Genomic DNA, 24,401 nt, shown 5'->3' on the forward strand with positions numbered 1-24,401 from the left:
TGCCGGGCTTGATTCACTTTCCCTTTCCACCCTCGGGCTTAGACGTCGCGGTAGGTTCCCAGGCGATAACCCCGATCAACCACCGCCGCTTTCAACGAGGCTGACGTCAGCACATCAAGCTCACCCAGCCGCGGGTAGCAGTAGGCGCTGCCCATAATGGTCTGATCGACAAAAGCCGGATGACACATCACCTCCAGGGAACGCTCCCCGCGGGCCATTGAGGCATCCAGCGTCTGCAGAAACAGTTCCTCAGAGACGGCTTCGCCGTAAAACTCGCTGCTGAAGCCTGCGCTGCTGCGCGCCGCCTGTTGATCGAGCCCACTCTGCGCCGCCACCTGGCGGTCAATACGTAACGCGATACCCTTCTCGCGGGCAAAGGCCGCCACGATGGGATAGATTTGGGCGATCATATGCACATGGTGGTGGCTGTCGAGATGCGTCGGCTCATGACCAAAGAGATCGACAAAACGACGGTACTGACACGCCAGCTCGTGGGCGATCTCCTCCAGCGGCAGGCGACCTTCTTCTGCCTGCTGCCAGATCCATTTGCCCAGCCGGCCTTCGCGGGTTAATCCCGGCATGGCCGACAGCGGCTCGCCCAGCGTCAGCACAAAGTGCATGCCGACCGCCAGCTCCGGGGTACTGCGGCTTAGCTGGGCGGCGTGGTCAATGGCCGCGCCGTTGACCAGCGCCGTGGTCGATGTCACCACGCCGTTGCGGCAGGCCTCGATAATGCCGTAGTTCTGCCCTTTACTGAGGCCGAAGTCGTCGGCATTGACGATCAATACGCGTTCCATTGGCCGCTCCTGTTAAGATTTCAGTTTTTCGATAGTCGCCGCAAAGTTCGGCAGCCATTTCTCATGGGCCAGAATCATCTCCCGCGCCAGCTGCTCGGCGTCACGATCGGAATGGATCAGAGGGCTTAAGTTCAGCGCCAGCAGCACGTCATTCAACTCGCCGCTGATCGCCGCCTGGCTGGCCGCCACTTCGAACCCCTTGATGGTGTAGATAAGCCCCAGTACCTTCTCATCGAAATGGGTGATGCGCGGCGTCGGCTTCGCGCCGTCGCGACCTAAGGTGCAGCTCATCTCGACCGCCCAGTCCGCCGGGATATTATCGACATGGCCATGATGCGGGATATTCACATAGTGCTCAGTCTGCTTGTCGTTATAGATAGCGTTGATCACTTCGCAAGCGGCATCGGAGTAATAGGCGCCGCCGCGCTGCTCCAGCTCCTTCGGCTTGACCTTGAGATCCGGATTTTTATACAGCTCAAACAGCTGTTTCTCCACCTTCTGCACCACCTGAGCGCGCGCGCCGCCCTTATAGTACTCGCCCATCTCAATCGCCAGCATCTCTTTTGGCTTAAAGTAGTAGAGCAGATAGGAGCACGGGATCAGGCGCAGGGAGCGGATCAGCCCCTCGCTAAACGGCAGGTCGAAGATATTTTTCACCGAGTTCGCGGTCAGGCGGCCAGAGGCCACGCCGTCCAGCAGTTCATCGAAGCGCGAGACGCCGTTAACCAGCACGTCGCGGACGAACACCAGATGATTCAGACCGAACAAGTCGATATTCAGCTCATCGCTCGGGCTCAGCTGCAGCACGTCGGTGATGAACATCTTCATGCCGATAGGAATGTTGCACACGCCGATAAAGCGTTTGAAACTGGTGTGGCGATAGACTGCCTCGGTGACCATGCCCGCCGGGTTGGTGAAGTTGATGATCCACGCGTCCGGGCAAATCTCCTGCACATCTTTCACAATATCGAAAATCACCGGGATGGTGCGCAGCCCTTTAAACAGCCCGCCCGCCCCGTTGGTCTCCTGGCCCAGGTAGCCGTGGCTCAGCGGAATACGCTCATCTTTTTCACGTGCCTTCAGCTGGCCCACGCGCAGCTGGGTGGTGACAAAATCCGCGCCCTGCAGCGCCGCACGACGATCCAGCGTTTTATAGACCTTCATCGGCACGCCGGCTTTTTCCACCATCCGCTCGCACAGCGCATGGATAATATCAAGCTTCTCCTGGCCCTCTTCCACGTCCACCAGCCACAGTTCAGTGACCGGCAGTTCATGGTAACGTTTCAGAAAGCCTTCCAGTAATTCCGGGGTATAGCTGCTGCCGCCGCCAATAGTGACTACTTTTAATTTCTGGCTCATCTTTTTCTCCCTTGGGCGCTACGCCTGGACGCAGGCCGCTCTCCGCAACAATGCGGACAGTTAACTTGAATGATTTACGGTATAAACCGGGCGGCTAAAACCGCGCGGGTTTAATTAATACTGGTCAAATGTTTGCGATAACTGCTCGGCGTAAACGACGTCAGTTTTTTAAAGGTTTTAATAAACAGGCTCGGGCTACTGTAGCCTGATTCATACGCAATATCCGTCACCGAATAGTTGGTAATTTCCAGCTGCTTTTTAGCAAAGTTGATACGGATATCGTTAATTATCTGCATCGGCGTTTTACCATAATAGCGCTGGGTTGCCCGGGTTAAATATTCCTGCGTTTTCCCCGAAAGCTGAACCATATTCTCGAGCGCGCCCTCACCGAACTTCAGTTTATCGTGCATAGCCTCAACGGTATTTTTTAACCATTGCGGAATAACATCGGCAACCGGCTCTTCGCGATAGTGGCGTAAACGGTTAATGACATAAAAGGAAACCAGCTCGATAAATTCGTCAAATTCCGTTTCGCGAAAATTGAGTGAGGCGATGACCGACTCAACGTAGCCGAGAAAAGCGCTCTGCACGGCGTAAACCTGTGACGCCACCAGGCCAAACGGCAGCAGCGGCAGATAATGTTTCTCAAAGAAGCGTCTGCTGATGCCGACGTTAAGGATGCGCGTCGCCCCAAATTCGTAAAAGCTCTGGTGGTGCGAACCCATCGGGATAAAGACGAAATCCCCGCGCTCCAGCAGCACCCGTTTGCCATTGATCTCCTGGTAATAGCGCCCGGTTAATACCACGGTAAATTCGTAGTAATCATGCTGGTGAAGCCCGCTCACGCTTTCCGTTTTGTTATAGATGACCACATGAAAGTTCTTCCCGTTGAACAGCTGTTGTTCTCTGGCGGTACTGATCTCGGTGGTCATCATCCTGGGCTGCCTCATCGTCGCGATGGCCTATTGTACCTTCTCGTGCAGCTCAATCAATTCGGCGACCAGCTCGCGGGCCAGCATCGAGGTCATCAGATGGTCCTGAGCATGGACCAGCACCAGGCTGACCTTCATTTTGCCTTCGCCCTCGTCGCTTTCGATAAGCTGGGTCTGCACACGATGCGCCTCGCTCAGCGCCTGACGCGACTGCTCCATCATCGCTTTCGCCGCGGCAAAATCGCCCTGCTTCGCCTGCTTCAGGGCGGCATAGGCCAGGCTGCGGGCCTGTCCGGAGTTGATAATCAACCCCATCACCACCTCTTCGAGGTCATTTTCCGGGGTTTCTACCGCGTCGATGTTGTCCAGATCAAACATAATATTTCCCTCATTTATCAGGCGGTACGGGACATTGCCCGTACCGCGCGGTATCAGAATTTCAGTGCGTTAGCGATGTCTTCTTCGCTCTCTTCCTGCTCGATGACGGTCTGCGCTTTATTCGACAGCACCACAAACGGCAGGTAGACCAGAGTCGCGACGCCAAGGTTGAACAGAGCCACCAGCAGGGCGGCCACGCTGCCGTTACTGTTAAAGAACGCTCCCAGACCGGTCGGCATGGTCCACGGCGCCAGGTTGGTCACCGGAGGGATAATCCCCAGGCTATAAGCCGCCAGCGTAATGGCTGCCAGAATCGGCTGGACCAGCACGAAGGGGATAAACATCACCGGGTTCATGATGATCGGCAGACCAAACAGAATCGGTTCGTTAATCTGGAAGATGCCTGACGGCAACGCCAGCTTCGCAACCTGACGATGGTCAGCACGGCGGGAAGCGATAAAGATGGCGATAATCAGACCCAACGTTGCCCCGGAGCCACCCAGCAGGATGTAGGAGTCGAGCATCGGCTTGGCCCAGAAGTGGAACTGTTTGCCTGCTTCGATAGCCGCATCAACAGAGCCGTACTGGTTATACAGCGCGATGTTTTCCAGCGCCCACGGGGTCATGATGCCGTTATCCAGCGCCGTCAGCGCCAGGGAACCGTGCACGCCGAAGAACCACAGCAGGGAGTTAAAGATTACGTATGCCCAGCCGACTACGCTGCCCATCGCCGCCAGCGGCGTGGAGATAGAGTCCATGATGATCTGGTGGAAGTTGCTGCCGTAGCTCGACAGGGCCCACGAGATAATGCCGAAGATGGAGAGGATCAAAAAGCCCGGGATCAGCGCGGAGAAAGAGCGCGATACTGACCCTGGCACGCTGTCCGGCAGTCTGATCACCCAGTTACGACGGATCACGAAGGTGAACAGTTCCGCGACAACCAGACCGATAATCATCCCGGAGATGATGTTCTGCCCGCCCAGCCAGTTGGCGCCCACCGCATAGGCTTCACCCACGCTATACGGGGTCACGGTCATGAAGGCCGCCACCGCCAGCAGGCCCGCGGCCATCGGGTCGACTTTGCGCTCTTCCGCCAGCGCGGAGCCGATAAAGAACGGCGCCATCAGCGACATAATGCCGAGGGTACCGTTATAGACGTTCCCGCCGATAGCCTTAAAGCCGTTTAAGGTTTCAATGGTGGAGGCATCCAGTCGAATGCCCATAGAATAAAAGAAAGAGCCTTCGCCGAAGCTCAGAAAAACGTTGTTAATTAATACAAACATGGCCCCGGCGAGGGTCAACGGCATTAATTTAATAAATCCGTTTTTAATCGCATTAATATGCGGCTGCTTTCCTATTTTCACTGCAAAAGGAAGGAGTACCTTTTCAAGCGAGTCGATCACTTTACTCATAGTCAATACCCTTAAAAGCCGCAATAAACTATTACGGCGATGATGTATGAAATTATTCTTTGACGGGAAAATAAACTCTTTATTTTTTGACGTCCGGCAACAGGGTGCCACCAGGCGTCAAAATACATCGAGTTTTAAAAGTTAAAATTATTGTGCTGCAGCTTTCTTAATGGCCGCGACGGCGGCTTTCAATACACCTAAACCATCCACCTTGCCATACAGAAGAGAATCGATGACTTCTACCGGTTTATTCGGCAGCAGGCGCTGAATTTCCGGTAACATATACGCAATTTGTGGCCCTAATAATACCACGTCGGCTTCCGGTCCCTTTTCACCCGCGAGGGTTTCAGGATAAGCTTCAATAATGACCGGGACTTCGTATTTTTCCGCCTGCGCCCGCATTTTGGAGACCAGCAGTGATGTAGACATGCCTGCCGAGCAGAAGAGATAAATGTGTTTCTTTTCCATGAACGCTTCCTCAATGTGTGAGACCAGGGCCTTCAGTAACCGCTGAGAGCCGGTAAGACTGGTAACATCCGGTTAATTCTGTTTATGGGTTGAGTATACGGCAAGCTGAGCCGCCAGGATAATTCGCTGTTGAACAGAATTGTCTCTCATTGACCTCTGGTTTTGACTACCCTCACATTTTCACCCAAATAATTCGCGCAATTAAATAAGCATCAGTACTCACAAAAAAGCCCGACCAGTGGTCGGGCTTACGTAGGGCTCAGTAAACAGTAGGAAGCTTACTTGGCGTTGCGCGGGTCAGTATCATACTCGGCGCAGGTCTGGTAGCCGGAGTTAATCACATGGCCGGTGTCGTCGAGGGCCACAAAGTAGGTCTCTACTTTACCATCCCGTTGACCGAGGATGTAGGTCTGGCAGGTGCCGCGGGCATGAACCATGGTCACTTCCGTTGAAGGTTTGCCAGCGATCTGCATCACCTGCTGACGCGACATCCCTTTCTTCACATCTTTCACCACCGGCTGGGTAAACTGGTCTTTGGTACGATCGTAAGCGGTACAGCCCGCCAGTAAGGTTAACGCGACGGTGACGCCCAGTATTCCTGCTAAGCTTTTGTTCATTTTGGTTCCTCTTTTCTACTGTGTAACGATAAGCCTGGAATAAATAGTGTTATTTTTCAAGCCGAACAGCGAAATCATGTCTGATTGTGTTATTGCGTAAACAGGATTGACGCGCCGCTGCCGACCGGCGGTTTCTCCCGCGCAGTGGCATCTATAATGAAATCCTATGTCATTGATTGCCTTCTTTTCCGGCAGTCAAAACCCCGGTCCTTGTCGTTTCAGCGGCAAAGAGGTAGCTTTAAGCCAACAGCTTGCCAAACAGATTCACTTTCGGAGGGCGCGATGACGCTACAACAAGAGATTATTCAGGCGCTGGGCGCAAAGCCGCAGATTGATGTCGCCGGCGAGATCCGCCGCAGTGTCGATTTCCTGAAGTCCTACCTGCAGACCTACCCGTTTATTAAATCGCTGGTGCTGGGTATCAGCGGCGGCCAGGACTCCACCCTGACGGGGAAACTGTGCCAGATGGCGATTAATGAACTGCGTGCCGAAACGGGCGACAGCAGCCTGCAGTTTATTGCCGTTCGGTTGCCCTATGGCGTGCAGGCGGATGAGCAGGACTGCCAGGACGCCATCGCCTTTATCCAGCCTGACCGGGTGCTGACGGTGAATATCAAAGCCTCAGTACTGGCCAGTGAACAGGCGCTCCGCGAAGCGGGGATCGAACTGAGCGACTTTGTTCGCGGTAACGAAAAAGCCCGTGAGCGGATGAAGGCCCAGTACAGCATCGCCGGAATGACCAAAGGGGTGGTGGTCGGCACCGACCATGCGGCGGAAGCGATTACCGGCTTCTTCACCAAATATGGCGACGGCGGCACCGACATCAACCCAATTTTCCGCCTGAACAAACGTCAGGGCAAACAGCTGCTGGCCCATCTCGGCTGCCCGGAACATCTGTATAAGAAGCTGCCGACCGCCGACCTGGAAGACGATCGCCCCTCCCTGCCAGATGAAGTGGCGCTGGGTGTCACCTACGAGAACATCGACGATTATCTGGAAGGCAAAACGCTGGACCCCAGTATCGCTAAAACGATCGAAGGCTGGTATCTGAAAACCGAACACAAGCGTCGGCCACCGATCACCGTCTTTGACGATTTCTGGAAAAAATAGTCCCTCCCCGCCCCGGCCCGCGCCGGGGTTATTTTTTGCGCTTTTCGCCGCAAAAACCGCCTGCTATACTGGATAGATAGACAGTATCAGGAGTTATTGTGGCCAGAAAGCAATCTGCCCCGCGTCTGGAGTTTGAAGCGGCGGCGATCTATGAATATCCCGAACATCTTCGCCCGTGGCTGGAGGCACTGCCAAAGCTGCCGGGTGTCTATCAGTTTCACGGCGACAGCGACACAATGCCGCTCTATATCGGTAAGAGCGTCAACCTCCGCAGCCGCGTGTTATCCCACCTGCGCACGCCCGAAGAGGCCGCGATGCTGCGTCAGTCGCGGCGTATCACCTGGCAGCGCACCGCAGGCGAGCTGGGAGCGCTGCTGCTGGAGGCGCGGCTGATTAAAGAGCAGCAGCCGCTGTTTAACAAGCGGCTACGGCGTAACAAGCAGCTCTGCGCCTGGCTACTTGCAGACGACCGGCCGCAGATTGTCTATGCCCGCGAGGTTGATTTCTCGCACCAGCAGCATCTCTATGGCCTGTTCGCCAACCGGCGGGCGGCGCTGCAGATGCTGCAGAGCCTTGCCGACGAACAGCGCCTCTGTTATGGCCTGCTTGGTCTGGAACCGCTCAGCCGCGGCCGCGCCTGCTTTCGCTCCGCGCTGGGCCGCTGCGCCGGCGCCTGCTGTGGAAAGGAGAGCGTGGAGGCGCACAGCGAGCGCCTGCTGGCGCAGATGAGTAAACTGCAGCTGGTGTGCTGGCCGTGGGCGGGGCCAGTGGCGCTGGAGGAGCGCGGCCCGGATATGACGCAGTATCACGTCATTCATAACTGGCTGTGGCTGGGGGCCGTCGACTCGCTCGACCAGGCCGCGGAGTTGACCCGTCTGCCCGCCGGATTCGACCAGGATGGTTACAAGATCCTCTGTAAGCCTTTGCTCAGCGGTCACTATCCGCTGCACCCGCTTGGCTGAGAAACCACCAATAAAAAAACCGCCGGCCCTGCCCAACGCCTGATGGCATTATTGGGCAAGACCGGCGGTCTTGATTCAGTTCGCTAAATTATTCAGCAGGTGCAGGCATTTTACCTGCCGGCGCGTTGCGTTCTGTCAGATGCTTCTCAAAATTAGCATTGAACTGTTTTTTCTGCTCTGGAGTCAGAATGTTGTAGATCTTGTTCTGCGTTTCCAGGCGAGACAGCGCCATCGCTTTATGCTGCGCTTCCATCTTATCGATCTGCGCTTCCGCTTTCGCCTTATCGAAGGTGTCGCTGGCGATCAGCTCGTGCATCGCGCGGCGTTCGTCGAGGGACGGACGCTTCATGTTCTCACGCTGGCTCTTCATGATGTCGCGGATCTGTTGTTTCTGCGCATCGGTCAGGTTCAGGCCTTTAAACATCATGTCATGCTGACCCGGGCCGCCTTTATGATGCATCATCATCGGCTTACTGTCGCTCGGCGCGGTGGTGGTATCGGCGGCGTGTGCCAGGTTAGCCGCGCCCAGAGCCAGAGTAGAGGCAACAAACAGTGCAGTGAGTTTCTTCATCATTCAATCCTTACTTTACGTTATTCTTACGGCGCGTTGCCGTGTTGACGAGATTAACTTTACGACGTTAATCGTCAATTAGTCAGAGCAAGAGTAAAACAATGAAAGTGTAAAAAACAGTTTCTCACCAATTATGGAGAAAATAAGGAATTCTGACGAAGAATTGCAATGAAAAATAAATAACCTTCTGTTTTGCAGAGAAATTATGGAGAGTATAAAAGAGGAAAGATTAAAAACAAAGCATTTTACCAGGAATAATCTGCAAATTTACACTGGGGCACGAAAAAATAAGATGGCGAAAAAAGACGCGCGAAATAAAGCAGGCCGCCCGGCGGACGGCTTGCCCTCAGGATAATTTCTCCAGCATCAGGCCAGCGCGCAGCCCCTTCGCCACCGTCGGATTGGGAAACAGGACATACTCCGGCTCAGGCCCCACCACATACCGCGTCTCGCCCTCCTCCGCCAGCAGCGTGCCGGGTTCGAAGGGGGTGAAGTTCAGCGTCTGATCCGCCATATGCAAGCGGAAATCATCGCTATGGCGAGTGATCTGCTGTACCACCCGGTAGCGCAGCGGCGCCGGATCATCGGCAATGGCCAGATCCCCCACCAGCAGCCGGGAAAGCGCTCCTTCGGCGGCGGCAAACTGCGTCAGATCGTTTTCACCCAACGGCAGCGCTTTGCCCAGCTCAAGGGTGCAGGCCAGCGCCGCGAACCGTTCGCAGCTGAAGTGAGTGAAGGTCCCGCCTGGCTGGCGATGAAACACCAGCGCCTCAAGCCCGGCGCCGCCCAGCCAGTGAAGAAAATCCTCCTCCCACGGCGTATCGCGGGCCGGGAGCACGCCGAAGCGCGGATGTAGCGACCCGCGGATCGCGGTATGCAGATCGAGGTGCCAGCGCGGACCATCGTGGTCGCGATAGAAGCGGGCCACCGCCTGCTCCAGCCGCTGCGCCCGCTGCGTCTCCTCACTGAGCGGAAACTGCCGCCAGCGCTCGCCAAACATCCGGTTCATATCACTGTGCAGATAGCGCTTATTCGCCCGCAGCGCCGGTGGGTTGCCAACGATCACCAGCAACCGCCAGCGCAGCGGGAGTGCCTCCCGGACCAGTCGCTGCACCAGGTGGTCGACTATCTCCACCGGCGCCGTTTCGTTGCCATGAATGGCGCAGGAGAGTACCAGCCCGCGCTCGCAGCGCGCATGCGGCGTCAGCTCGAGGATCCCCTCTCCCAACCAGTGCCAGCGAAAGTGAGCCGTCTCGCCGTGAAAATGGTGAGGCAAACGCCCCGCCAGGGTTAATGCCAGAAAATGTTCCACCGCGCCCCCTTATTGCTGAAATGGATAAACCGAACCGAGCTGCAGGATCTGGGTCAACCGGTCCAGCGCGTCACGCCCTTCCCGCAGCAGTTGCGGGTCGGCGAGGTCGGCCTGGGTGAGACGATCGCGATAGTAGCGATCCACCCAGTCATTGAGGGTGGCGAACAGCGTATCGTTCATCAGGACGTGCGGATTGACCGCCTGATACTCCTCGGCCGTCAACACCACCCGCAGGCGCAGGCACGCCGGACCGCCGCCGTTGGCCATACTCTCGCGCAGATCGAACACCTGTAGCGCGGCGATAGGGTTGTCCCCGGCCAGCAGCGCATTGAGGTATTCCCAGACGCCGGCATGCTCCTGCGCTTCGTGGGGCAGGATCAGCGCCATGCTGCCATCCGCCCGACTCAGCAGCTGGCTGTTGAACAGATAGGTGGCAACCGCCTCTGCCACCGTGACCCGACTGGCGGGGACCACCAGCGGCGTAAAGCCCGGCACCCGCTGCGCCAGCTGCTGGAGAAGCGCGGTCTGGTCGGCAAAGGCCTGCTCATGGCAGAACAGGACCTGACGATTGCTCACCGCGATGACGTCGTTATGGAACACCCCCGTGTCGATCGCCGCCGGATGCTGGCGGGCGAAGATCAGCTGGCGGGGATTGACCTGATTGAGGCGCGCCACCGCCTGGCTGGCCTCAAGGGTTTGCCGTGCCGGATAGCAACGCGGCGCCTCCTCGCTCCCCCGGCGGCGGCCATAGACAAAGAGCTGGACGCCGGGGGCGCCATACTCGCCGCCGAGACGATTATGGTTCGCCGCCCCTTCGTCGCCAAACCAGGCCGAGGCGGGCAGCGCCGGGTGGATGGCAAATCGCGTGCGGTCCGGGAAAATCGCCTGCAACAGCGCCTCTGTGGTCGGTGCTTCGCTGGCGCGGTGGAATTTATCCTGCAGATTCGCCACCGTCAGGTGCACCAGGCCATCCAGCGAATCGGCGGAGGGACAGACCGTCGCCGCGTTCGCCACCCACATTGCCGAGGCCGAACTCACCGCCGACAGCAGATCCGGATCCTGCTGCGCCGCCCGGGCTACCACCTGCTCATCGCTGCCGCTAAAGCCCAGCTGGCGCAGGAGCGGCACGTTGGGTCGCTCCTGCGGCGGGATCACCGCCTGCGGGTAGCCGGCGTCGGCGAGGGCTTTCATTTTTTTCAGCCCTTGCTTTGCCGCCAGCTGCGGGTTCGACACCCGGTGGCGGTGCCGGGTGGAAGCCTCGTTGCCAAAGGAGAGCCCGGCGTAGTGATGGGTCAGCCCGGGCAGACCGTCAAAGTTAACTTCGCGGGCGGTCATGACGCCTCCCCGGCCAGAAAGTCGAGCCCCGGGTTCAGGCTGGTGGGCAGCGTCAGGGTCGGCGATTCAAGGCTGGCCATCGGCCAGGCACAATAATCGGCAGCGTACCAGGCCCCCGGACGATGGTTACCGGACGCCCCGGTGCCGCCGAACGGCGCGGTACTCGCCGCCCCGGTCAGCGGTTTGTTCCAGTTAACTATCCCCGCCCGCGCTTCGAGCAGCAGTCGATCAAACGTCTCCCGTTCCGGAGAGATTAACCCGCAGGAGAGCCCGAAGCGGGTGGCGTTGGCCAGGGCAATCGCCTCCTCGAACGTGTCGTAGCGCCAGACGCCAAGCAGCGGGCCAAACACCTCTTCATCTTCGACATTGGCCACGTCGCTCATGTCGACAATACCCGGCGTCAACAGCGACGTTCCTGCCTGCAGCAAACGTGGCTCCAGCAGTGTAGCCGCGCCAGCAGCGACCCGCTGCAGCCAGGCCTGATGCACTTTCTGCGCGGCCTGCGCCGAGATAAGCCCGCCGAGGAACGGCTGCGGCTCGGCGTCCCACGCCGCCGGGATCAGCCGCTGGCTCACCGTCACCAGCCGGGAGAGGAAGGCATCGCCCGCCTCTCCGCGTCGGACCAGCAGACGGCGGGCGCAGGTGCAGCGCTGGCCCGCGGTAATAAAGGCGGACTGGATGGTCAGATGCACCGCGGCATCCACGTCCCGCGGGTCGTCGACGATCAGCGGGTTATTGCCGCCCATCTCCAGCGCGAGGATCTTCTGCGGCTGCCCAGCCAGCTGGCGATGCAGATGAAAGCCGGTGGTTGAGCTGCCGGTAAACAGCAGCCCGTCGATATCCGCCTGACCGCTGAGCGCCTCGCCGGTTTCCCGACCGCCCTGCACCAGGTTGAGCACCCCGGCGGGCAGGCCGGCCTGCTGCCATAGTTTCACCACCGCTTCGCCGCTGCGCGGGGTGAGTTCGCTGGGTTTAAAGACCACGGTATTGCCCGCCAGCAGCGCCGGCACGATGTGCCCGTTCGGCAGATGGCCGGGAAAGTTATAGGGGCCAAACACCGCCAGCACGCCGTGTGGCCGGTGACGCAGCGTGGCGGCGCCGTCGGGCAGCTCGCTGTGCTGTTCGCCGGTGCGGACGTGGTAGGCCTTCACCGAGATCGCCACCTTGTTGATCATCGCCGTCACTTCCCCGGCCGCCTCCCAGCGCGGCTTTCCGGTCTCGGCGCCGATCATCGCCGTCAGCTCCGCCTTGCTGGCCTCCAGCAGGGCGGCAAACTTTTCAACGATCGCCTGACGGGTGGCAAACGGTAGCCGCGCCCAGGCCGGGAACGCCTGGCGGGCAGCCGCTACCGCCTCGGCAACCTGTCCGGCATCCGCCGCTTCGCCCTGCCAGACAACCTTCAGGTTAACCGGATCCTGTTTACTGAAACCTGGCCCACGGCCGGGCCGCCACTCGCCGTTAATCCACAGACTCATGCGGTTTTCTCCTCAGGGATCAGGCGCACCATGCGCACCTGGTCGCCGGCATGACACTTCAGCATATCCAGCTCGCGGGCGCTGAGGGTCAGGGTGTCGCCATCCGGGTCAGCATGCACCAGCAGAGCGCGGAACTGGTGATACTGTTCGTTCGCCACCAGGCACAGCGGCCAGTCGCCGGGTGGGGTTTCACCTGCCTCGGTGGTCACCAGACGGCTTTTGCGGATCGCCCGCACCCGGTCAATGTCGCACTCCAGGGTCGGGCCGCCGTCGAATATATCGATGTAGTTCAGATAGCGGAATCCCTCTTTCTCCAGCACCGTCCGGGCGGGGGCGGTCTGCGGATGAACCTTGCCGATCACCGCCTGCGCCTCAGGGGAAAGGAAATCGATATACAGCGGATGCTTGGGCATCAGGGCGGCAATGAAAGCCTTCTGTCCGGTGCCGCACAGGTAGTCGGCGCGGGAAAACGCCATGGCAAAAAAGCGTTTGCCCAGGCTCTCCCAGAACGGCGAGTAGCCCTGCTCGTCAATCACCCCGCGCATCTCGGCGACCACCTTCTCATTGAAGCGCTCGCGAAAGGCGGCCATAAATAAGAAGCGCGATTTCGACAGCAGATAGCCATTACCCTCTTTGCGCCACTGCGGGTCGAGGAACAGGGTACACAGCTCACTGCTGCCGGTATGATCGTTGCTGAGAAACAGCGTCGGCAACGCCTGATAGACGTTGAGTTCCTTCGAGGCATGGACCTGGGTGCCGACCCGGTAGTTATACCAGGGATCGTTGAGCCCCACCGCCACCTCGATCGCGCAGATGCCCACCACCGCGCCGCTTTCGCTCTCCTCCAGCACAAAGACATAGCCCTGCTCGCTTTTCGGTAGCTCGCCGCGCCAGGTCTGCTGCGAGCGGGCGATCCGCGCCGCGAGGGTCGCTTCATCCACCGGCAGCGAGGTCAGCCCGCCGCCGGTCTCCGCTGCCAGCTTCAGCAGCCCGGGCAAATCGCCCGGCTCCACCGGTCGAATAACCATCATGATGAGACTCCTGCCACGAAACGCGCGCAGGCCCGCTCGACGCGATCCAGCCCGCTGTTCACCTCTTCTTCACTGACGTTCAGCGCCGGCGCAAAACGCACCACATTAGCGCCGGCGATCAGGATCATCACCCCCTCTTCCGCCGCCAGGTTACTGAGCGTTTTCGCCTTCCCGACCCAGGCGTCATTCAGCACGCAGCCGAGCAGCAGTCCCAGGCCGCGGATCTCCTTGAACAGGCCATAGCGGGCGTTGATCGCCTGCAGACGTTCACAAAACCACTGGTGGCGCTGTCTGACGCCGGAGAGGACTTCCGGGGTGTTGACGATCGACAGCAGCTCGCCGGCCACCGCCCCGGCCAGTGGGTTACCGCCGTAGGTGGTGCCGTGGGTGCCGACGGTCATCACGCTGGCGCAGGCCTCTGTCGCCAGCAGCGCGCCGATAGGGAAACCGCCGCCCAGCGCTTTGGCGGTGGTCAGCACATCGGGCGTCACGCCGTAGTGCATATAGGCATACAGCTCGCCGGTGCGCCCGACCCCGGTCTGCACTTCATCGAAAATCAGCAGGGCGTTGTGCTGGTCGCAAAGCTGGCGCAGGCCGCGTAAAAACTCGCCGCTGGCCGGCACCACGCCCCCTTCGCCCTGCACCGGCTCGACGATCACCGCGCAGGTTTGGTCATTGATTAAGGCCTTTGCCGACTCGAGATCGTTAAACACCGCATGCTGGATCTGCGGCGGCAGCGGGGCAAAATCCCGGGAGTAGGCCGGCTGACCGCCCGCCGAAACGGTGAACAGCGTCCGCCCGTGGAAGGCGTTCTGGAAAGCGACGATGCCGCTTTTCTCACTGCCAAAGCGATCGTGGGCATATTTACGCGCCAGCTTGAGCGCCGCCTCATTGGCCTCAGCGCCGGAGTTACAGAAGAAGACCCGGTCGGCGAAGGTGGCATCGATAAGCATTTTGGCCAGACGCAGGATCGGCTCATTGGTGTAGCCGTTGCCGGTATGCCAGAATTTGCTGGCCTGGTCAGTCAGGGCTTGCACCAGACGCGGATGGGCGTGCCCCAGCGCGTTCACGGCGATGCCGCCGGCAAAATCGATATACTCTTTGCCCTGCTGATCCCACAGCCGCGACCCGGCGCCCCGCACCGGAATAAACGCCGCTGGCGCGTAGACCGGCATCATCCATTCATCAAAGTGGTTACGCGTAATTGACTGAGACATATCGACCTCTTCCGGTAAATTAAAAGTAGCAATAATGTTAATAAATATGAGTTATTACGCTGTAAATGTAGATTGCACGGTTCGTGCCAGCCAGCGATAAAAATGCATAAACCGGTTGAGATAACGCAGAATCAAGGAGTTACAGCCGAACGCTATTCACATAAAATGCATATTTAGTGAATAAGTATCCGATAAAGGGGGATAAACAGTGATTAAAGAAGATAAGTTATGCAACGGTAAGATATAATTCTGTAATTGTGATCCTCTGCGAAATTTATCGTAGCTATTTGCCCTTTTTTGGCGCGGCATGCCCGTAAAAGGGGCAACCACGGCACGCTCATGCGCAGCGATTGGCAGAATGACGCATCCGGTGGCAGCCAGCCAGGCGAATTTCTGCTACCATCCCTGCACTATTCACCTTGCACAGTGGCAGCGACTATGAAATTCATCTCTTTTAATATCAACGGCCTGCGCGCCCGCCCACACCAACTGGCCGCCATCGTCGAAAAACACCAGCCGGACGTGATTGGCCTGCAGGAAACCAAAGTTCACGACGATATGTTCCCTCTCGAAGAGGTCGCCAAACTCGGCTATAACGTCTTTTATCATGGACAAAAAGGCCATTATGGCGTCGCGCTGCTGACCAAAGACACGCCGATTGCCGTCCGCCGCGGTTTCCCGGACGATGGCGAAGAGGCTCAGCGCCGCATCATCATGGCGGAGATCCCGTCGCCTTTCGGCAACGTCACGGTGATTAACGGTTATTTCCCACAGGGTGAAAGCCGCGATCATGAAACCAAATTCCCGGCCAAAGCGGCGTTCTATCAGAATCTGCAGAACTATCTGGAGACCGAACTCAACAAAGAGAATCCGGTGCTGATCATGGGCGATATGAACATCAGTCCCACCGATCTCGATATCGGTATTGGTGAAGAGAACCGCAAACGCTGGCTGCGTACCGGCAAATGTTCCTTCCTGCCGGAAGAGCGGGAGTGGATGGATCGCCTGCTGGGCTGGGGCCTGGTGGATACCTGGCGTCAGGCTAATCCGGACAATCAGGAGCACTTCTCGTGGTTCGATTACCGCTCCAAAGGCTTCGACGATAACCGCGGGCTGCGCATCGACCTGCTGCTGGCCAGCCAGCCTCTGGCCCAGCGCTGCGTGGAGACCGGAATCGATTATGAGATCCGCGGAATGGAAAAACCGTCCGACCACGCGCCGGTGTGGGCCACCTTCCGGCCATAATTTACGCCCTTCTCTCGCCTCCCGCTGTGCGGGGGGCAGAATTTCCTGAGCAAAATCAACAAAGCGACGGTAAACCATTGTGACGGTCGTCGGAACAGGATACTGTCGCGCGCACTTTTTGATGTCCACTGCGTCCAGACTGTACAGGAGCACCCCTCATGCAAAAGAAGCCGTCATCCGGCCATTGGTAAAGGGCTGGGACTTCTCGCGCTGGTGGCCACGCTGGCCGTTATCAGCCATCGCGTCGGTCTCCACGATCTGCTGACTCACCTTCATCTGCTTCAGGACACCCTGCGCCATCAGGGCGCCTGGGGGTATCTGGTCTATGTCGCGCTGTTTATCATTGCCACCCTGTGTCTGATCCCCGGCAGCCTGCTGGTGATCGCCGGCGGGATGCTCTTCGGCCCGCTGACAGGTTCCCTGCTCTCGTTTGCCGCCGCCACCCTCGCCTCCGCGCTGTCGTTTTTAATCGCCCGCTGGCTTGGGCGCGATCTGCTGCAGCGCTATGTGGGCCATACCGCCGTCTTCCAGGCAATTGAGCGCGGTATCGCCCGCAGCGGCTGCGATTTCCTGATCCTCACCCGCCTGGTGCCGCTCTTTCCCTACAACATTCAGAATTACGCCTACGGCCTGACGGCGATCCCTTTCTGGCCCTTTATCCTGATCTCCGCCGTGACCACCCTGCCAGGTCTGGTCATCTATTCAGTCATGGCCAGCGAACTGGCCCGCGAGGGGGTGACCCTCGCCTTCGCGCTCAAACTGAGCCTCGCCGGCGGGCTGTTGTTTGCCCTGGTGCAGATGGGCAAACGGTTTGCCCGCGCCCGCCGTGTGGCAACGCCCTGCGAGGAGGTTCGCCATGACCCAACCTGATCGCCGTCACCTGCGCCGCTCCCGGCTGGCCCTTGCGGTGGTGGCCGTCGCCGGGCTGGCCGCCTGGTGGTGGTTACCCGGCGGGCGTGCCTTTCTGCAGCAGAGTCTGACGGCGTTAGCGTCGCTGGATCCGCAGCATGTCAGAGGGTTTATCGCCTCCTGGGGGCCGCAGGCCGCGCTGGTCTCATTTGCGCTGATGATCCTCCAGGCGATCGTCGCTCCGCTGCCGGCTTTCCTGATTACCCTGGCGAACGCCGCCCTGTTCGGCGCCTTCTGGGGCGGTGCGCTGTCGTGGTTCAGCGCCATGGTCGGGGCCGGGCTCTGCTTCTGCATCGCCAGAGCGCTGGGGCGCGAAGTGGTGGAAAAACTCACCGGCCGCGCGGTGCTGCGCAGCGTCGACGGCTATTTCACTCGCTTTGGCCCGCAGACGATCCTGGTCTGCCGCCTGCTGCCGTTTGTCCCGTTTGACCCGGTCAGCTATGCCGCCGGACTAACCTCGCTGCGCTTCTGGCCCTTTATGCTGGCCACCGGCGTGGGCCAGCTGCCGGCGACTATCGTCTATTCCTGGGCCGGGAGTCTGCTCACCGGGGGCACCTTCTGGCTGGCCACCGGGCTTTCGCTGCTTTTTGCCCTAGCGGTGGTCATCTCTATCGCCAAAAATATTTACCGTGAACGTCATAAGAGATCGTCGCCATGAGCTTACCCCCGCTGGATTCTGTCCCCCTGATCCTTCGTCCGCAGGCCTGGCTGCACCGCCGGCATTACGGCCAGGTGCTGAGCCCCATTCGCTGGTGGGGACGGATCCCGTGGCTGTTTTACCTGGTTTCGCTGTTCGTGGGCTACATTGAACGCCGCCGCTCGCCGCTGGATCCAGTTCTGCGATCGCTGGTCAGCGCCCGCATCGCCCAGCTGTGCCACTGCGAATTCTGTATCGATATCACCAGCATGACACTCGCTGCGCGGAGCGGGAGCCAGGACAAGCTGCTGGCGGTCGCCGACTGGCACAGCAGTACGCTGTTCAACGACAAAGAGCGTCTGGCGCTGGCCTATGCCGAAGCCGCCACCCAGACGCCCCCGGCAGTGGATGATGCCCTGCGCAGCGCGATGGCGGCGCATTTTGACGCCCGGGCGCTCACCGAGCTGACCGCCCTGATTGGCCTGCAAAATTTATCGGCGCGGTTCAATGCCGCGATGGCGATCCCGGCCCAGGGGTTGTGTCAGATGCCCACCTCTTCCTCGCAGAATAAGGAGTAACGATGCGCCGTTTGCGTGATTACAGCCTCTGTCTGTGCCTGCTGCTACTCTGGCCGCTGGCGGTTAATGCCGACGACAGCTGGCGACAGATCCAGACGGATGCCCGCGGGCAGACCGTCTGGTTTAACGCCTGGGGCGGGGACCCGGCCGTCAACCGCTATCTGGCGTGGGTCAGCGAGGAGGTCAAACGCCACTACGCGATCGACCTGCGTATTGTCCCCATCGCCGACGCCGCCGACGCAGTGAAACGTATCCAGAGCGAGGCGCAGGCTGGCCGTCAGCGGGGCGGATCAATAGATTTGCTGTGGATCAACGGCGAAAACTTTCGCACGCTTAAGCAGGCCAACCTGCTGCTTACCGGCTGGGCAGGAATGCTGCCCAACTGGCGCTACGTCGATCTGCAAAAACCGGTCCGGGAAGATTTTTCTGTCGCCACCGACGGTGCCGAGTCGCCGTGGGGCAGCGCCCAGCTGACGTTTATCGCCCGCCGCGGGCAAACCCCGCAGCCGCCCACCAGCCCGCAGGCGCTGCTGGCCTTCGCCAGAGCCCATCCCGGCAGCGTGACCTACCCGCGGCCGCCGGACTTCACTGGCACCGCCCTGCTGGAGCAACTTCTGATCGCCCTCACCGACCAACCGGCCGCCCTGCGCCAGCCGCCGCAGACGGCGACCTTCGCGACGGTCACGGCCCCGCTGTGGCGTTATCTCGATGAGCTGCACCCGGCCCTGTGGCGGGCGGGCAAGGATTTCCCGGCGTCGCCGGCCCGCATGGATGCCATGCTCAACAATGGCACCCTCCGCTTATCGCTCACGTTTAACCCGCTGCACGCCCGGCAGAAAGCCGCCAGCGGCGAATTACCGACGGACAGCTACAGTTTCGGCTTTACCGCGGGGACCCTCGGCAACGTCCATTTCGTCACCATCCCGGCTAACGCCCGCGCCGTCGCAGGCGCCAAAGTGGTGGCCAATTTCCTGCTCTCGCCTGAAGCGCAGCTGCGCAAGGCCGATGCCGCCGTCTGGGGCGATCCGAGCGTACTGGACCCGCAGCGTCTGCCTGACGGCCAGCGCCAGGCGCTGGCGGCTACCGTGCCGCAGGATCTGCCGCCGGTGCTCGCCGAGCCGCATGCGGCGTGGGTTGACGCGCTGGAGCAGGAATGGCTGCGCCGCTACGGTACCCACTGTTCCTGCTGGCCTGGGGGGCGATGGCGGCGATCTATCTGCCGTTGCTCCCCGCCGCCGGGGAACTGGTGGGCGCTGCGCGCTCCCCGGCCCACTGGCGGGCGCTGTTCGCCGACCCGCAACTGAGCCAGGCGCTGGCCGCCACGCTCGTTTCGACGCTGCTTTCCGTCGGCGGCGCGCTGCTGATCGCCCTGACCGTCGTCGCGGCCCTCTGGCCCTCGGCCCGCTGGCGTCGACTGGCTTCCCGTCTGCCGCTGCTGCTGGCGGTGCCCCATCTTGCCCTGGCGACGGCGGCGCTGCTGCTGTTCGCCGAAGGGGGCTGGATCTGGCAGTGGCTGCCGCTTCTGACGCCGCCGGTTGACCGGTATGGCATCGGACTTGGCCTGACGATGGCCCTGAAAGAGAGTGGCTTTGTGCTGTGGGTGATCTATGGCCTGCTGGGGGAGAAACGCCTCGCCGACCAGGCGACCGCGATGAAGAGCCTCGGCTACGGCCGCTGGCAGTGTCTGCGCTGGCTGGTGCTGCCCGCGCTGCTGCCCGCCCTCGGCATGGTGCTGCTGGCCACCACCGCCTGGAGTCTGTCGGCGGTCGATGTCGCCCTGGTGCTGGGGCCCGGCAATCCGCCCACTCTCGCCGTGCTGGCGTGGCAGTGGTTAAGCCAGGGCGATGACCTGCAGCAGGCCAAAGGGGCGCTGGCCAGCCTGCTGCTGATGGCGATTCTTGGCGGACTGGCGCTGGTGGCATGGGGAGGGTGGCGGATACAGCGCCAGTACCAGCCCGATCTGCGCGGTGTGCGTCATCCTCATCCGCATGCGCTGCCCGGCCGCCTGCTGGCGACGCTGCTGCCGCTGAGCGGTCTGCTGGGCGCCCTGTTGCTGGCGGGGCTGGCGCGCTCGGCGCCGCCGCAGATGGATGCCCTGGGCAACAGCCTTGGCCTGGCGCTGACGGCCTGCGCCCTCGGCGCGGCTGTCTGCCTGCTGTGGCTGGCCTGTGGTCCGGCACGAGGGGATGGCTGGGTCTGGCTGCCGCTGGTCCTGCCGGCCCTGCCGCTGGCCGCTGGCCAGTACCGGCTGGCGCTGTATGCCTGGCTTGATGGCGAATGGTGGACCGTCCTGTGGGGCCATCTGCTGTGGGTGGTGCCATGGATGCTGTTTATTTTGCGCCCGGCCTGGCGACAACGCGACCCGCGGATGGCGATTATCGCCCGCACGCTCGGCTGGGGATCGACGCGTATTTTCTGGCTGCTGACCCTGCCCTCGCTGACCCGGCCGCTGCTGACCGCGCTGGCGGTGGGCTTTTCCGTGAGCATCGCGCAGTATCTGCCGACGCTATGGCTGGGGGCTGGCCGAATTCCGACGCTCACCAGCCAGGCGGTGGCGCTCAGCAGCGGTGGCGAGGCGCAGACGCTCGCCGCCCAGGCGCTGTGGCAATTACTGCTGCCGGCGGTATGCTTTACCCTGACGGCCCTTCTCGCCTGGCTGGCGGGCCGCTATCGACGAGGACTTCGCTAGTGCTAACAGTAAACCATCTGACCCTGAGCGTGAAACGTCAGCCGCTGCTGCGGGAGGTCGCCTTTTCGGTGGCGCCTGGAGAAGTGCTGACGCTGATGGGCCCCTCCGGTAGCGGAAAATCGACGCTGTTTGCCTGGATGATTGGCGCCCTGGCCGGCGACTTCCGCGCCGAGGGCGAGCTGTGGCTCAATGGACGTCGCTGCGATACGCTGCCGACGGAGCATCGACGCATCGGCATCCTGTTTCAGGACCCGTTACTGTTCGACCATTTCAGCGTCGGGCAAAATTTACAGCTGGCGCTGCCGGAGAGTGTGCGCGGCGAGGCGCGAAAAGCCGCAGTGGAGCAAGCGCTCAGCCGCGCCGGGCTGCATGGCTTCGCCCCACGCGACCCGGCCACGCTCTCCGGCGGGCAGCGGGCGCGGGTGAGCCTGCTGCGCGCCCTGCTGGCGCGCCCCGAGGCGCTGCTGCTCGATGAACCCTTCAGCCGTCTGGATGCCACCCTGCGCGCCGCGTTCCGCCGCTGGGTTTTTGAGGAACTGGCCCGCCAGGCCATTCCGGCGATCCTGGTGACCCACGATCGCGAGGACGGTCCGCCGGCGGGACGCTGCCTGGCGATGGAGACCTGGCAATGAAGAGCAATAGCGTGCAAACCTGCGTTACCGCAAAGAAATCAGCGCCTGGCGAGCGGAGAATACGCCCTCCACTTTTTACCGTCGGGCATTTCGATGAAACGTGTTTCTCAATTGACCGCACTCGCCCTGCTTATGGGGCTTGCTGCTTCCACCACCTGCGCCGCTGAAACCATGCCAGCGCTCACTCTCTCCCACCTGCAACAGCAGCACGGCGTGGCCATTGACACCCGCCTGAGCGCTTATTACAACGGCTGGCCTCAGCGCGCCAACGGCCCCGAAGGTCATGAGCCGCAGGCCCTGAATCTTTCCGCCCGCTGGCTCGGCGCCATGAGCGACGATCAGCTCCGCGCCTGGGCTAAGCAGCACCAGATCCAGCCGGATACCCCCGTCGCGCTGTACGGCAACCCGGAAGATAATGCCAACGTCGCGGCGCGGCTGAAACAAGCGGGCTTCACCCGGCTCAGCACCCTGAGCGATGCGCTGAGCCAGACCGACCGCCTGCAAAAGCTGCCGCACTTTGAACAGCTGGTCTACCCCCAGTGGCTGCACGACCTGCAGCAGGGAAAACGCGTAGCCGCCGCCCCGACCGGCGACTGGAAAGTGTTCGAAGCCGCGTGGGGAGCGCCGAAACTCTATCTGCTGAGCCATATCCCTGGCGCGGGCTATATCGATACCAATGAGGTGGAAAGCGAACCGCTGTGGAATAAAGTGTCCGACGCACAGCTGAAAGCGATGCTGGCGAAGCACGGCATCCGGCATGACACCACGGTGATCCTCTACGGTCGCGACGTCTACGCCGCAGCGCGGGTGGCGCAGATCATGCTGTACGCCGGGGTCAAAGACGTGCGCCTGCTTGACGGCGGCTGGCAGACCTGGTCCGACGCCGGGCTGCCGGTCGAGCGCGGCATGCCGCCGGCGCAGCAGCCGGCGCAGGACTTCGGCGCGCCGATCCCCGGCCAGCCGCAGCTGATGCTGGATACCGAACAAGCCCGCGGGCTGCTGCATCGTCAGGACGCCTCGCTGGTCAGCGTCCGCTCGTGGCCGGAGTTTATCGGCACCACCAGCGGCTACAGCTATATCAAGCCGAAGGGTGACATCGCTGGCGCCCGCTGGGGCCACGCCGGGAGCGACTCCACGCATATGGAAGACTTCCATAACCCGGACGGCACCATGCGCAGCGCTGACGATATCGCTACCCTGTGGCGCCAGTGGAACATTCTGCCGAGCCAGCAAGTGGCGTTCTATTGCGGGACCGGCTGGCGGGCCTCGGAAACCTTTATGTATGCCCGCGTCATGGGCTGGCCGCACGTCGCGGTGTACGACGGCGGCTGGTACGAATGGAGCAGCAACCCGCACAATCCGGTCGCCCACGGAGAACGTGGCCCGGAAAGCAGTCAGTAACTCGTCCCGCCTCAGCGCGTCGCCCTTTGTCGGCGACGCGCGATACCCCGTTTACGCTGTGGTCGTTACCCGCTTTAAGGTCTGGTAGCCACTGCAGATACGCGTCGCCGTCGTCAGCCAGCACAGCGCGCCAAACAGCCACGCCAGACAGGCGAAATGCGCCGGAAACAGGCAGCCGAGGACAAACAACAGGATGGTCTCCGTCCCCTCCGTCAGGCCTCCAAGATAGTACAGCGATTTATGGGCGTAGCCGGGATTGGCGATCTGATGCCTGGCCGCCAGCGCGGCAAAGGCGAGAAAGCTGCTGCCGGTGCCGATAAAGGCAAACAGCAGCCAGGCCCCCGCCAGGGCATTGTTCAGCGGATCTGCCAGAATAAAGCCGAACGGCACCAGGGCGTAGAAGAGAAAATCCAGTGCGATATCGAGAAAGCCCCCCGCGTCCGTGAGCCCGCGCCGCCGCGCCAGAGCGCCGTCCAGACCATCCAGCAGGCGGTTGAGGAGAATAGCGACCAGCGCCGCGCTATACCACCCCAGCGCCAGAAAGGGCAGCGCCAGCACACCGATGGCAAAACCGAGCAGCGTCAGCCCGTCCGGTGAAATACCCGGGCGGTCAAGCGCGCCGGCGACAGCGTTAAGCAGGGGTTTGAGGCGCGGATGCAGGTGGCTATCAAGCACGGAGGTCTCCAGCAGGGTTGGCGGTTGTCAGTCAAGGTCTGTGGCGGTGATAATAGGCCAGATTCGTCCTATTAACGTTGATGCTTATGCTAAAAATGATTGATGTTGTCGCGGCCATTATTGAACAGGATGGCAAGATTTTGCTGGCGCAGCGTCCACCCCACGCCGACCAGCCGGGGATGTGGGAGTTCGCTGGCGGCAAAGTGGAGCCTGGTGAAAGCCAGCCGCAGGCGCTGGCCCGCGAGCTACAGGAGGAGATGGGTATCATCGCCCACCCGGCATGCTATATCGCCAGCCATCAGCGGGAAGTCTCCGGCCGCCAGATCCATTTGCACGCCTGGTGGGTACCGCACTTTCAGGGCATACCGCAGGCCCACTATCATAGTCAGCTGCGCTGGTGCCTTCCCACAGAAGCGCTGGCCCTCGATCTCGCCCCGGCCGATATCCCTCTACTGCACGCCTTTATTTCCCAGCGTCCCTCCCTTTCCGTCCGCTGATCCGCCCGCCGCCTCGTCATCGCTTTTAGTTATGACTGGCGGCCAATTATAAATTTTGTTGTCGGCTTAATTTTTCCTTGCTTGCCTAAGGATTAGCGGTGTTATAGTCGGAAAATCGGTTTTTTCAAGGACCGAATCATAATAAATACATGCAACCACAAC

General features: G+C 60.6%; 25 protein-coding genes and 1 pseudogene. 11 read left to right on the plus strand and 15 right to left on the minus strand.

Features of this window, described 5'->3' with window-relative positions; translation table 11 throughout:
* Positions 1-38: 38 nt before the first annotated feature.
* The 8 genes from chbG to osmE all read right to left on the minus strand — a co-directional run bounded on the left by chbG (position 39) and on the right by osmE (position 5,963).
* Positions 39-797, minus strand: a complete 759-nt coding sequence (chbG, locus tag CWM57_RS05290) for a chitin disaccharide deacetylase (RefSeq protein ID WP_100632201.1) — start codon at positions 795-797, stop codon at positions 39-41.
* A 12-nt stretch (positions 798-809) separates the two neighbouring features.
* Complete coding sequence (locus tag CWM57_RS05295; protein ID WP_008807751.1) at positions 810-2,156, minus strand: 6-phospho-beta-glucosidase; 1,347 nt, start codon at positions 2,154-2,156, stop codon at positions 810-812.
* Between the two features lie 110 nt (positions 2,157-2,266).
* Entirely contained in the window at positions 2,267-3,091 is an 825-nt protein-coding gene (chbR, locus tag CWM57_RS05300) for a transcriptional regulator ChbR (RefSeq protein ID WP_061154926.1), read from the minus strand.
* 27 nt (positions 3,092-3,118) lie between these two features.
* Positions 3,119-3,466: a PTS N,N'-diacetylchitobiose transporter subunit IIA gene (gene chbA / locus CWM57_RS05305; RefSeq protein ID WP_004179419.1), complete on the minus strand. Its 348-nt coding sequence runs from the start codon at positions 3,464-3,466 to the stop codon at positions 3,119-3,121.
* A gap of 53 nt (positions 3,467-3,519) precedes the next feature.
* Positions 3,520-4,878, minus strand: a complete 1,359-nt coding sequence (chbC, locus tag CWM57_RS05310) for a PTS N,N'-diacetylchitobiose transporter subunit IIC (RefSeq protein ID WP_008807749.1) — start codon at positions 4,876-4,878, stop codon at positions 3,520-3,522.
* An 11-nt stretch (positions 4,879-4,889) separates the two neighbouring features.
* Positions 4,890-5,006 carry a hypothetical protein gene (locus CWM57_RS27435; protein ID WP_165784142.1) on the minus strand — a complete coding sequence of 39 codons (117 nt, stop codon included), beginning with the start codon at positions 5,004-5,006 and terminating at the stop codon, positions 4,890-4,892.
* A gap of 19 nt (positions 5,007-5,025) precedes the next feature.
* Positions 5,026-5,346: a PTS N,N'-diacetylchitobiose transporter subunit IIB gene (chbB, locus tag CWM57_RS05315; RefSeq protein ID WP_002901547.1), complete on the minus strand. Its 321-nt coding sequence runs from the start codon at positions 5,344-5,346 to the stop codon at positions 5,026-5,028.
* 278 nt (positions 5,347-5,624) lie between these two features.
* Positions 5,625-5,963, minus strand: coding sequence for an osmotically-inducible lipoprotein OsmE (osmE, locus tag CWM57_RS05320; RefSeq protein WP_008807747.1), 339 nt, complete (start codon positions 5,961-5,963; stop codon positions 5,625-5,627).
* 282 nt (positions 5,964-6,245) lie between these two features.
* On the opposite strand from osmE, the gene nadE reads away from it, so the two are divergent.
* Positions 6,246-7,073 carry an ammonia-dependent NAD(+) synthetase gene (nadE, locus tag CWM57_RS05325; protein WP_008807746.1) on the plus strand — a complete coding sequence of 276 codons (828 nt, stop codon included), beginning with the start codon at positions 6,246-6,248 and terminating at the stop codon, positions 7,071-7,073.
* Positions 7,074-7,171: 98 nt separating this feature from the next.
* On the plus strand, positions 7,172-8,035 hold the full coding sequence (cho, locus tag CWM57_RS05330) for an excinuclease Cho (RefSeq protein WP_074386143.1): 864 nt from the start codon (positions 7,172-7,174) through the stop codon (positions 8,033-8,035).
* 88 nt (positions 8,036-8,123) lie between these two features.
* Here cho and spy read toward each other — a convergent pair whose 3' ends face one another.
* The 6 genes from spy to CWM57_RS05360 form a co-directional block, all read right to left on the minus strand.
* The gene (gene spy, locus CWM57_RS05335; RefSeq protein ID WP_072096650.1) at positions 8,124-8,609 is read right to left on the minus strand and encodes an ATP-independent periplasmic protein-refolding chaperone Spy; all 486 of its coding nucleotides are present in this window, start codon (positions 8,607-8,609) and stop codon (positions 8,124-8,126) included.
* A 343-nt stretch (positions 8,610-8,952) separates the two neighbouring features.
* Positions 8,953-9,918 carry a succinylglutamate desuccinylase gene (gene astE, locus CWM57_RS05340; protein ID WP_100675721.1) on the minus strand — a complete coding sequence of 322 codons (966 nt, stop codon included), beginning with the start codon at positions 9,916-9,918 and terminating at the stop codon, positions 8,953-8,955.
* A gap of 9 nt (positions 9,919-9,927) precedes the next feature.
* Positions 9,928-11,253 carry an N-succinylarginine dihydrolase gene (astB, locus tag CWM57_RS05345; RefSeq protein ID WP_100675722.1) on the minus strand — a complete coding sequence of 442 codons (1,326 nt, stop codon included), beginning with the start codon at positions 11,251-11,253 and terminating at the stop codon, positions 9,928-9,930.
* The gene (gene astD / locus CWM57_RS05350) at positions 11,250-12,728 is read right to left on the minus strand and encodes a succinylglutamate-semialdehyde dehydrogenase (protein WP_100675723.1); all 1,479 of its coding nucleotides are present in this window, start codon (positions 12,726-12,728) and stop codon (positions 11,250-11,252) included. Before astD ends, astB begins: the two co-directional genes overlap by 4 nt.
* A complete protein-coding gene (gene astA / locus CWM57_RS05355; protein ID WP_100675724.1) occupies positions 12,725-13,759 on the minus strand; it encodes an arginine N-succinyltransferase in 1,035 nt (344 codons plus the stop codon). The genes astD and astA overlap by 4 nt, the downstream gene beginning before the upstream one ends.
* Positions 13,756-14,976, minus strand: coding sequence for an aspartate aminotransferase family protein (locus CWM57_RS05360; RefSeq protein ID WP_100675725.1), 1,221 nt, complete (start codon positions 14,974-14,976; stop codon positions 13,756-13,758). Before CWM57_RS05360 ends, astA begins: the two co-directional genes overlap by 4 nt.
* Positions 14,977-15,414: 438 nt before the next feature.
* Here CWM57_RS05360 and xthA point away from each other — a divergent pair, with 438 nt between their 5' ends.
* The 8 genes and pseudogenes from xthA to CWM57_RS05400 all read left to right on the plus strand — a co-directional run bounded on the left by xthA (position 15,415) and on the right by CWM57_RS05400 (position 23,067).
* A complete protein-coding gene (gene xthA / locus CWM57_RS05365) occupies positions 15,415-16,221 on the plus strand; it encodes an exodeoxyribonuclease III (protein WP_100632195.1) in 807 nt (268 codons plus the stop codon).
* Between the two features lie 213 nt (positions 16,222-16,434).
* Positions 16,435-17,091, plus strand: a complete 657-nt coding sequence (locus CWM57_RS05370; protein WP_100675726.1) for a TVP38/TMEM64 family protein — start codon at positions 16,435-16,437, stop codon at positions 17,089-17,091.
* Positions 17,078-17,788, plus strand: a complete 711-nt coding sequence (locus CWM57_RS05375; RefSeq protein ID WP_074386150.1) for a TVP38/TMEM64 family protein — start codon at positions 17,078-17,080, stop codon at positions 17,786-17,788. The genes CWM57_RS05370 and CWM57_RS05375 overlap by 14 nt, the downstream gene beginning before the upstream one ends.
* The gene (locus CWM57_RS05380; RefSeq protein ID WP_074386151.1) at positions 17,785-18,345 is read left to right on the plus strand and encodes a carboxymuconolactone decarboxylase family protein; all 561 of its coding nucleotides are present in this window, start codon (positions 17,785-17,787) and stop codon (positions 18,343-18,345) included. The genes CWM57_RS05375 and CWM57_RS05380 overlap by 4 nt, the downstream gene beginning before the upstream one ends.
* A gap of 2 nt (positions 18,346-18,347) precedes the next feature.
* Positions 18,348-19,523: pseudogene (locus CWM57_RS05385) on the plus strand (ABC transporter substrate-binding protein); the annotation flags it as partial.
* Positions 19,499-21,034 (plus strand): ABC transporter permease subunit, encoded by a 1,536-nt coding sequence (locus CWM57_RS05390; protein ID WP_100675727.1) that lies wholly within the window; start codon positions 19,499-19,501, stop codon positions 21,032-21,034. The pseudogene CWM57_RS05385 and the gene CWM57_RS05390, both read left to right, overlap by 25 nt.
* Positions 21,034-21,666, plus strand: coding sequence for an ATP-binding cassette domain-containing protein (locus CWM57_RS05395; protein WP_023297432.1), 633 nt, complete (start codon positions 21,034-21,036; stop codon positions 21,664-21,666). Before CWM57_RS05390 ends, CWM57_RS05395 begins: the two co-directional genes overlap by 1 nt.
* 93 nt (positions 21,667-21,759) lie before the next feature.
* On the plus strand, positions 21,760-23,067 hold the full coding sequence (locus CWM57_RS05400) for a sulfurtransferase (protein WP_100675728.1): 1,308 nt from the start codon (positions 21,760-21,762) through the stop codon (positions 23,065-23,067).
* Positions 23,068-23,118: 51 nt separating this feature from the next.
* Here the strand turns inward: CWM57_RS05400 and CWM57_RS05405 are convergent, their stop codons facing one another.
* Positions 23,119-23,742: a CDP-alcohol phosphatidyltransferase family protein gene (locus CWM57_RS05405; protein ID WP_100675729.1), complete on the minus strand. Its 624-nt coding sequence runs from the start codon at positions 23,740-23,742 to the stop codon at positions 23,119-23,121.
* A gap of 86 nt (positions 23,743-23,828) precedes the next feature.
* Between CWM57_RS05405 and CWM57_RS05410 the strand changes: the two genes are divergently transcribed.
* The gene (locus tag CWM57_RS05410; RefSeq protein ID WP_100675730.1) at positions 23,829-24,239 is read left to right on the plus strand and encodes a pyrimidine (deoxy)nucleoside triphosphate diphosphatase; all 411 of its coding nucleotides are present in this window, start codon (positions 23,829-23,831) and stop codon (positions 24,237-24,239) included.
* Positions 24,240-24,401 lie beyond the last annotated feature (162 nt).

The organism is Klebsiella sp. G-Nf4, from assembly GCF_002810615.1.
Classification (GTDB): domain Bacteria; phylum Pseudomonadota; class Gammaproteobacteria; order Enterobacterales; family Enterobacteriaceae; genus Klebsiella; species Klebsiella variicola.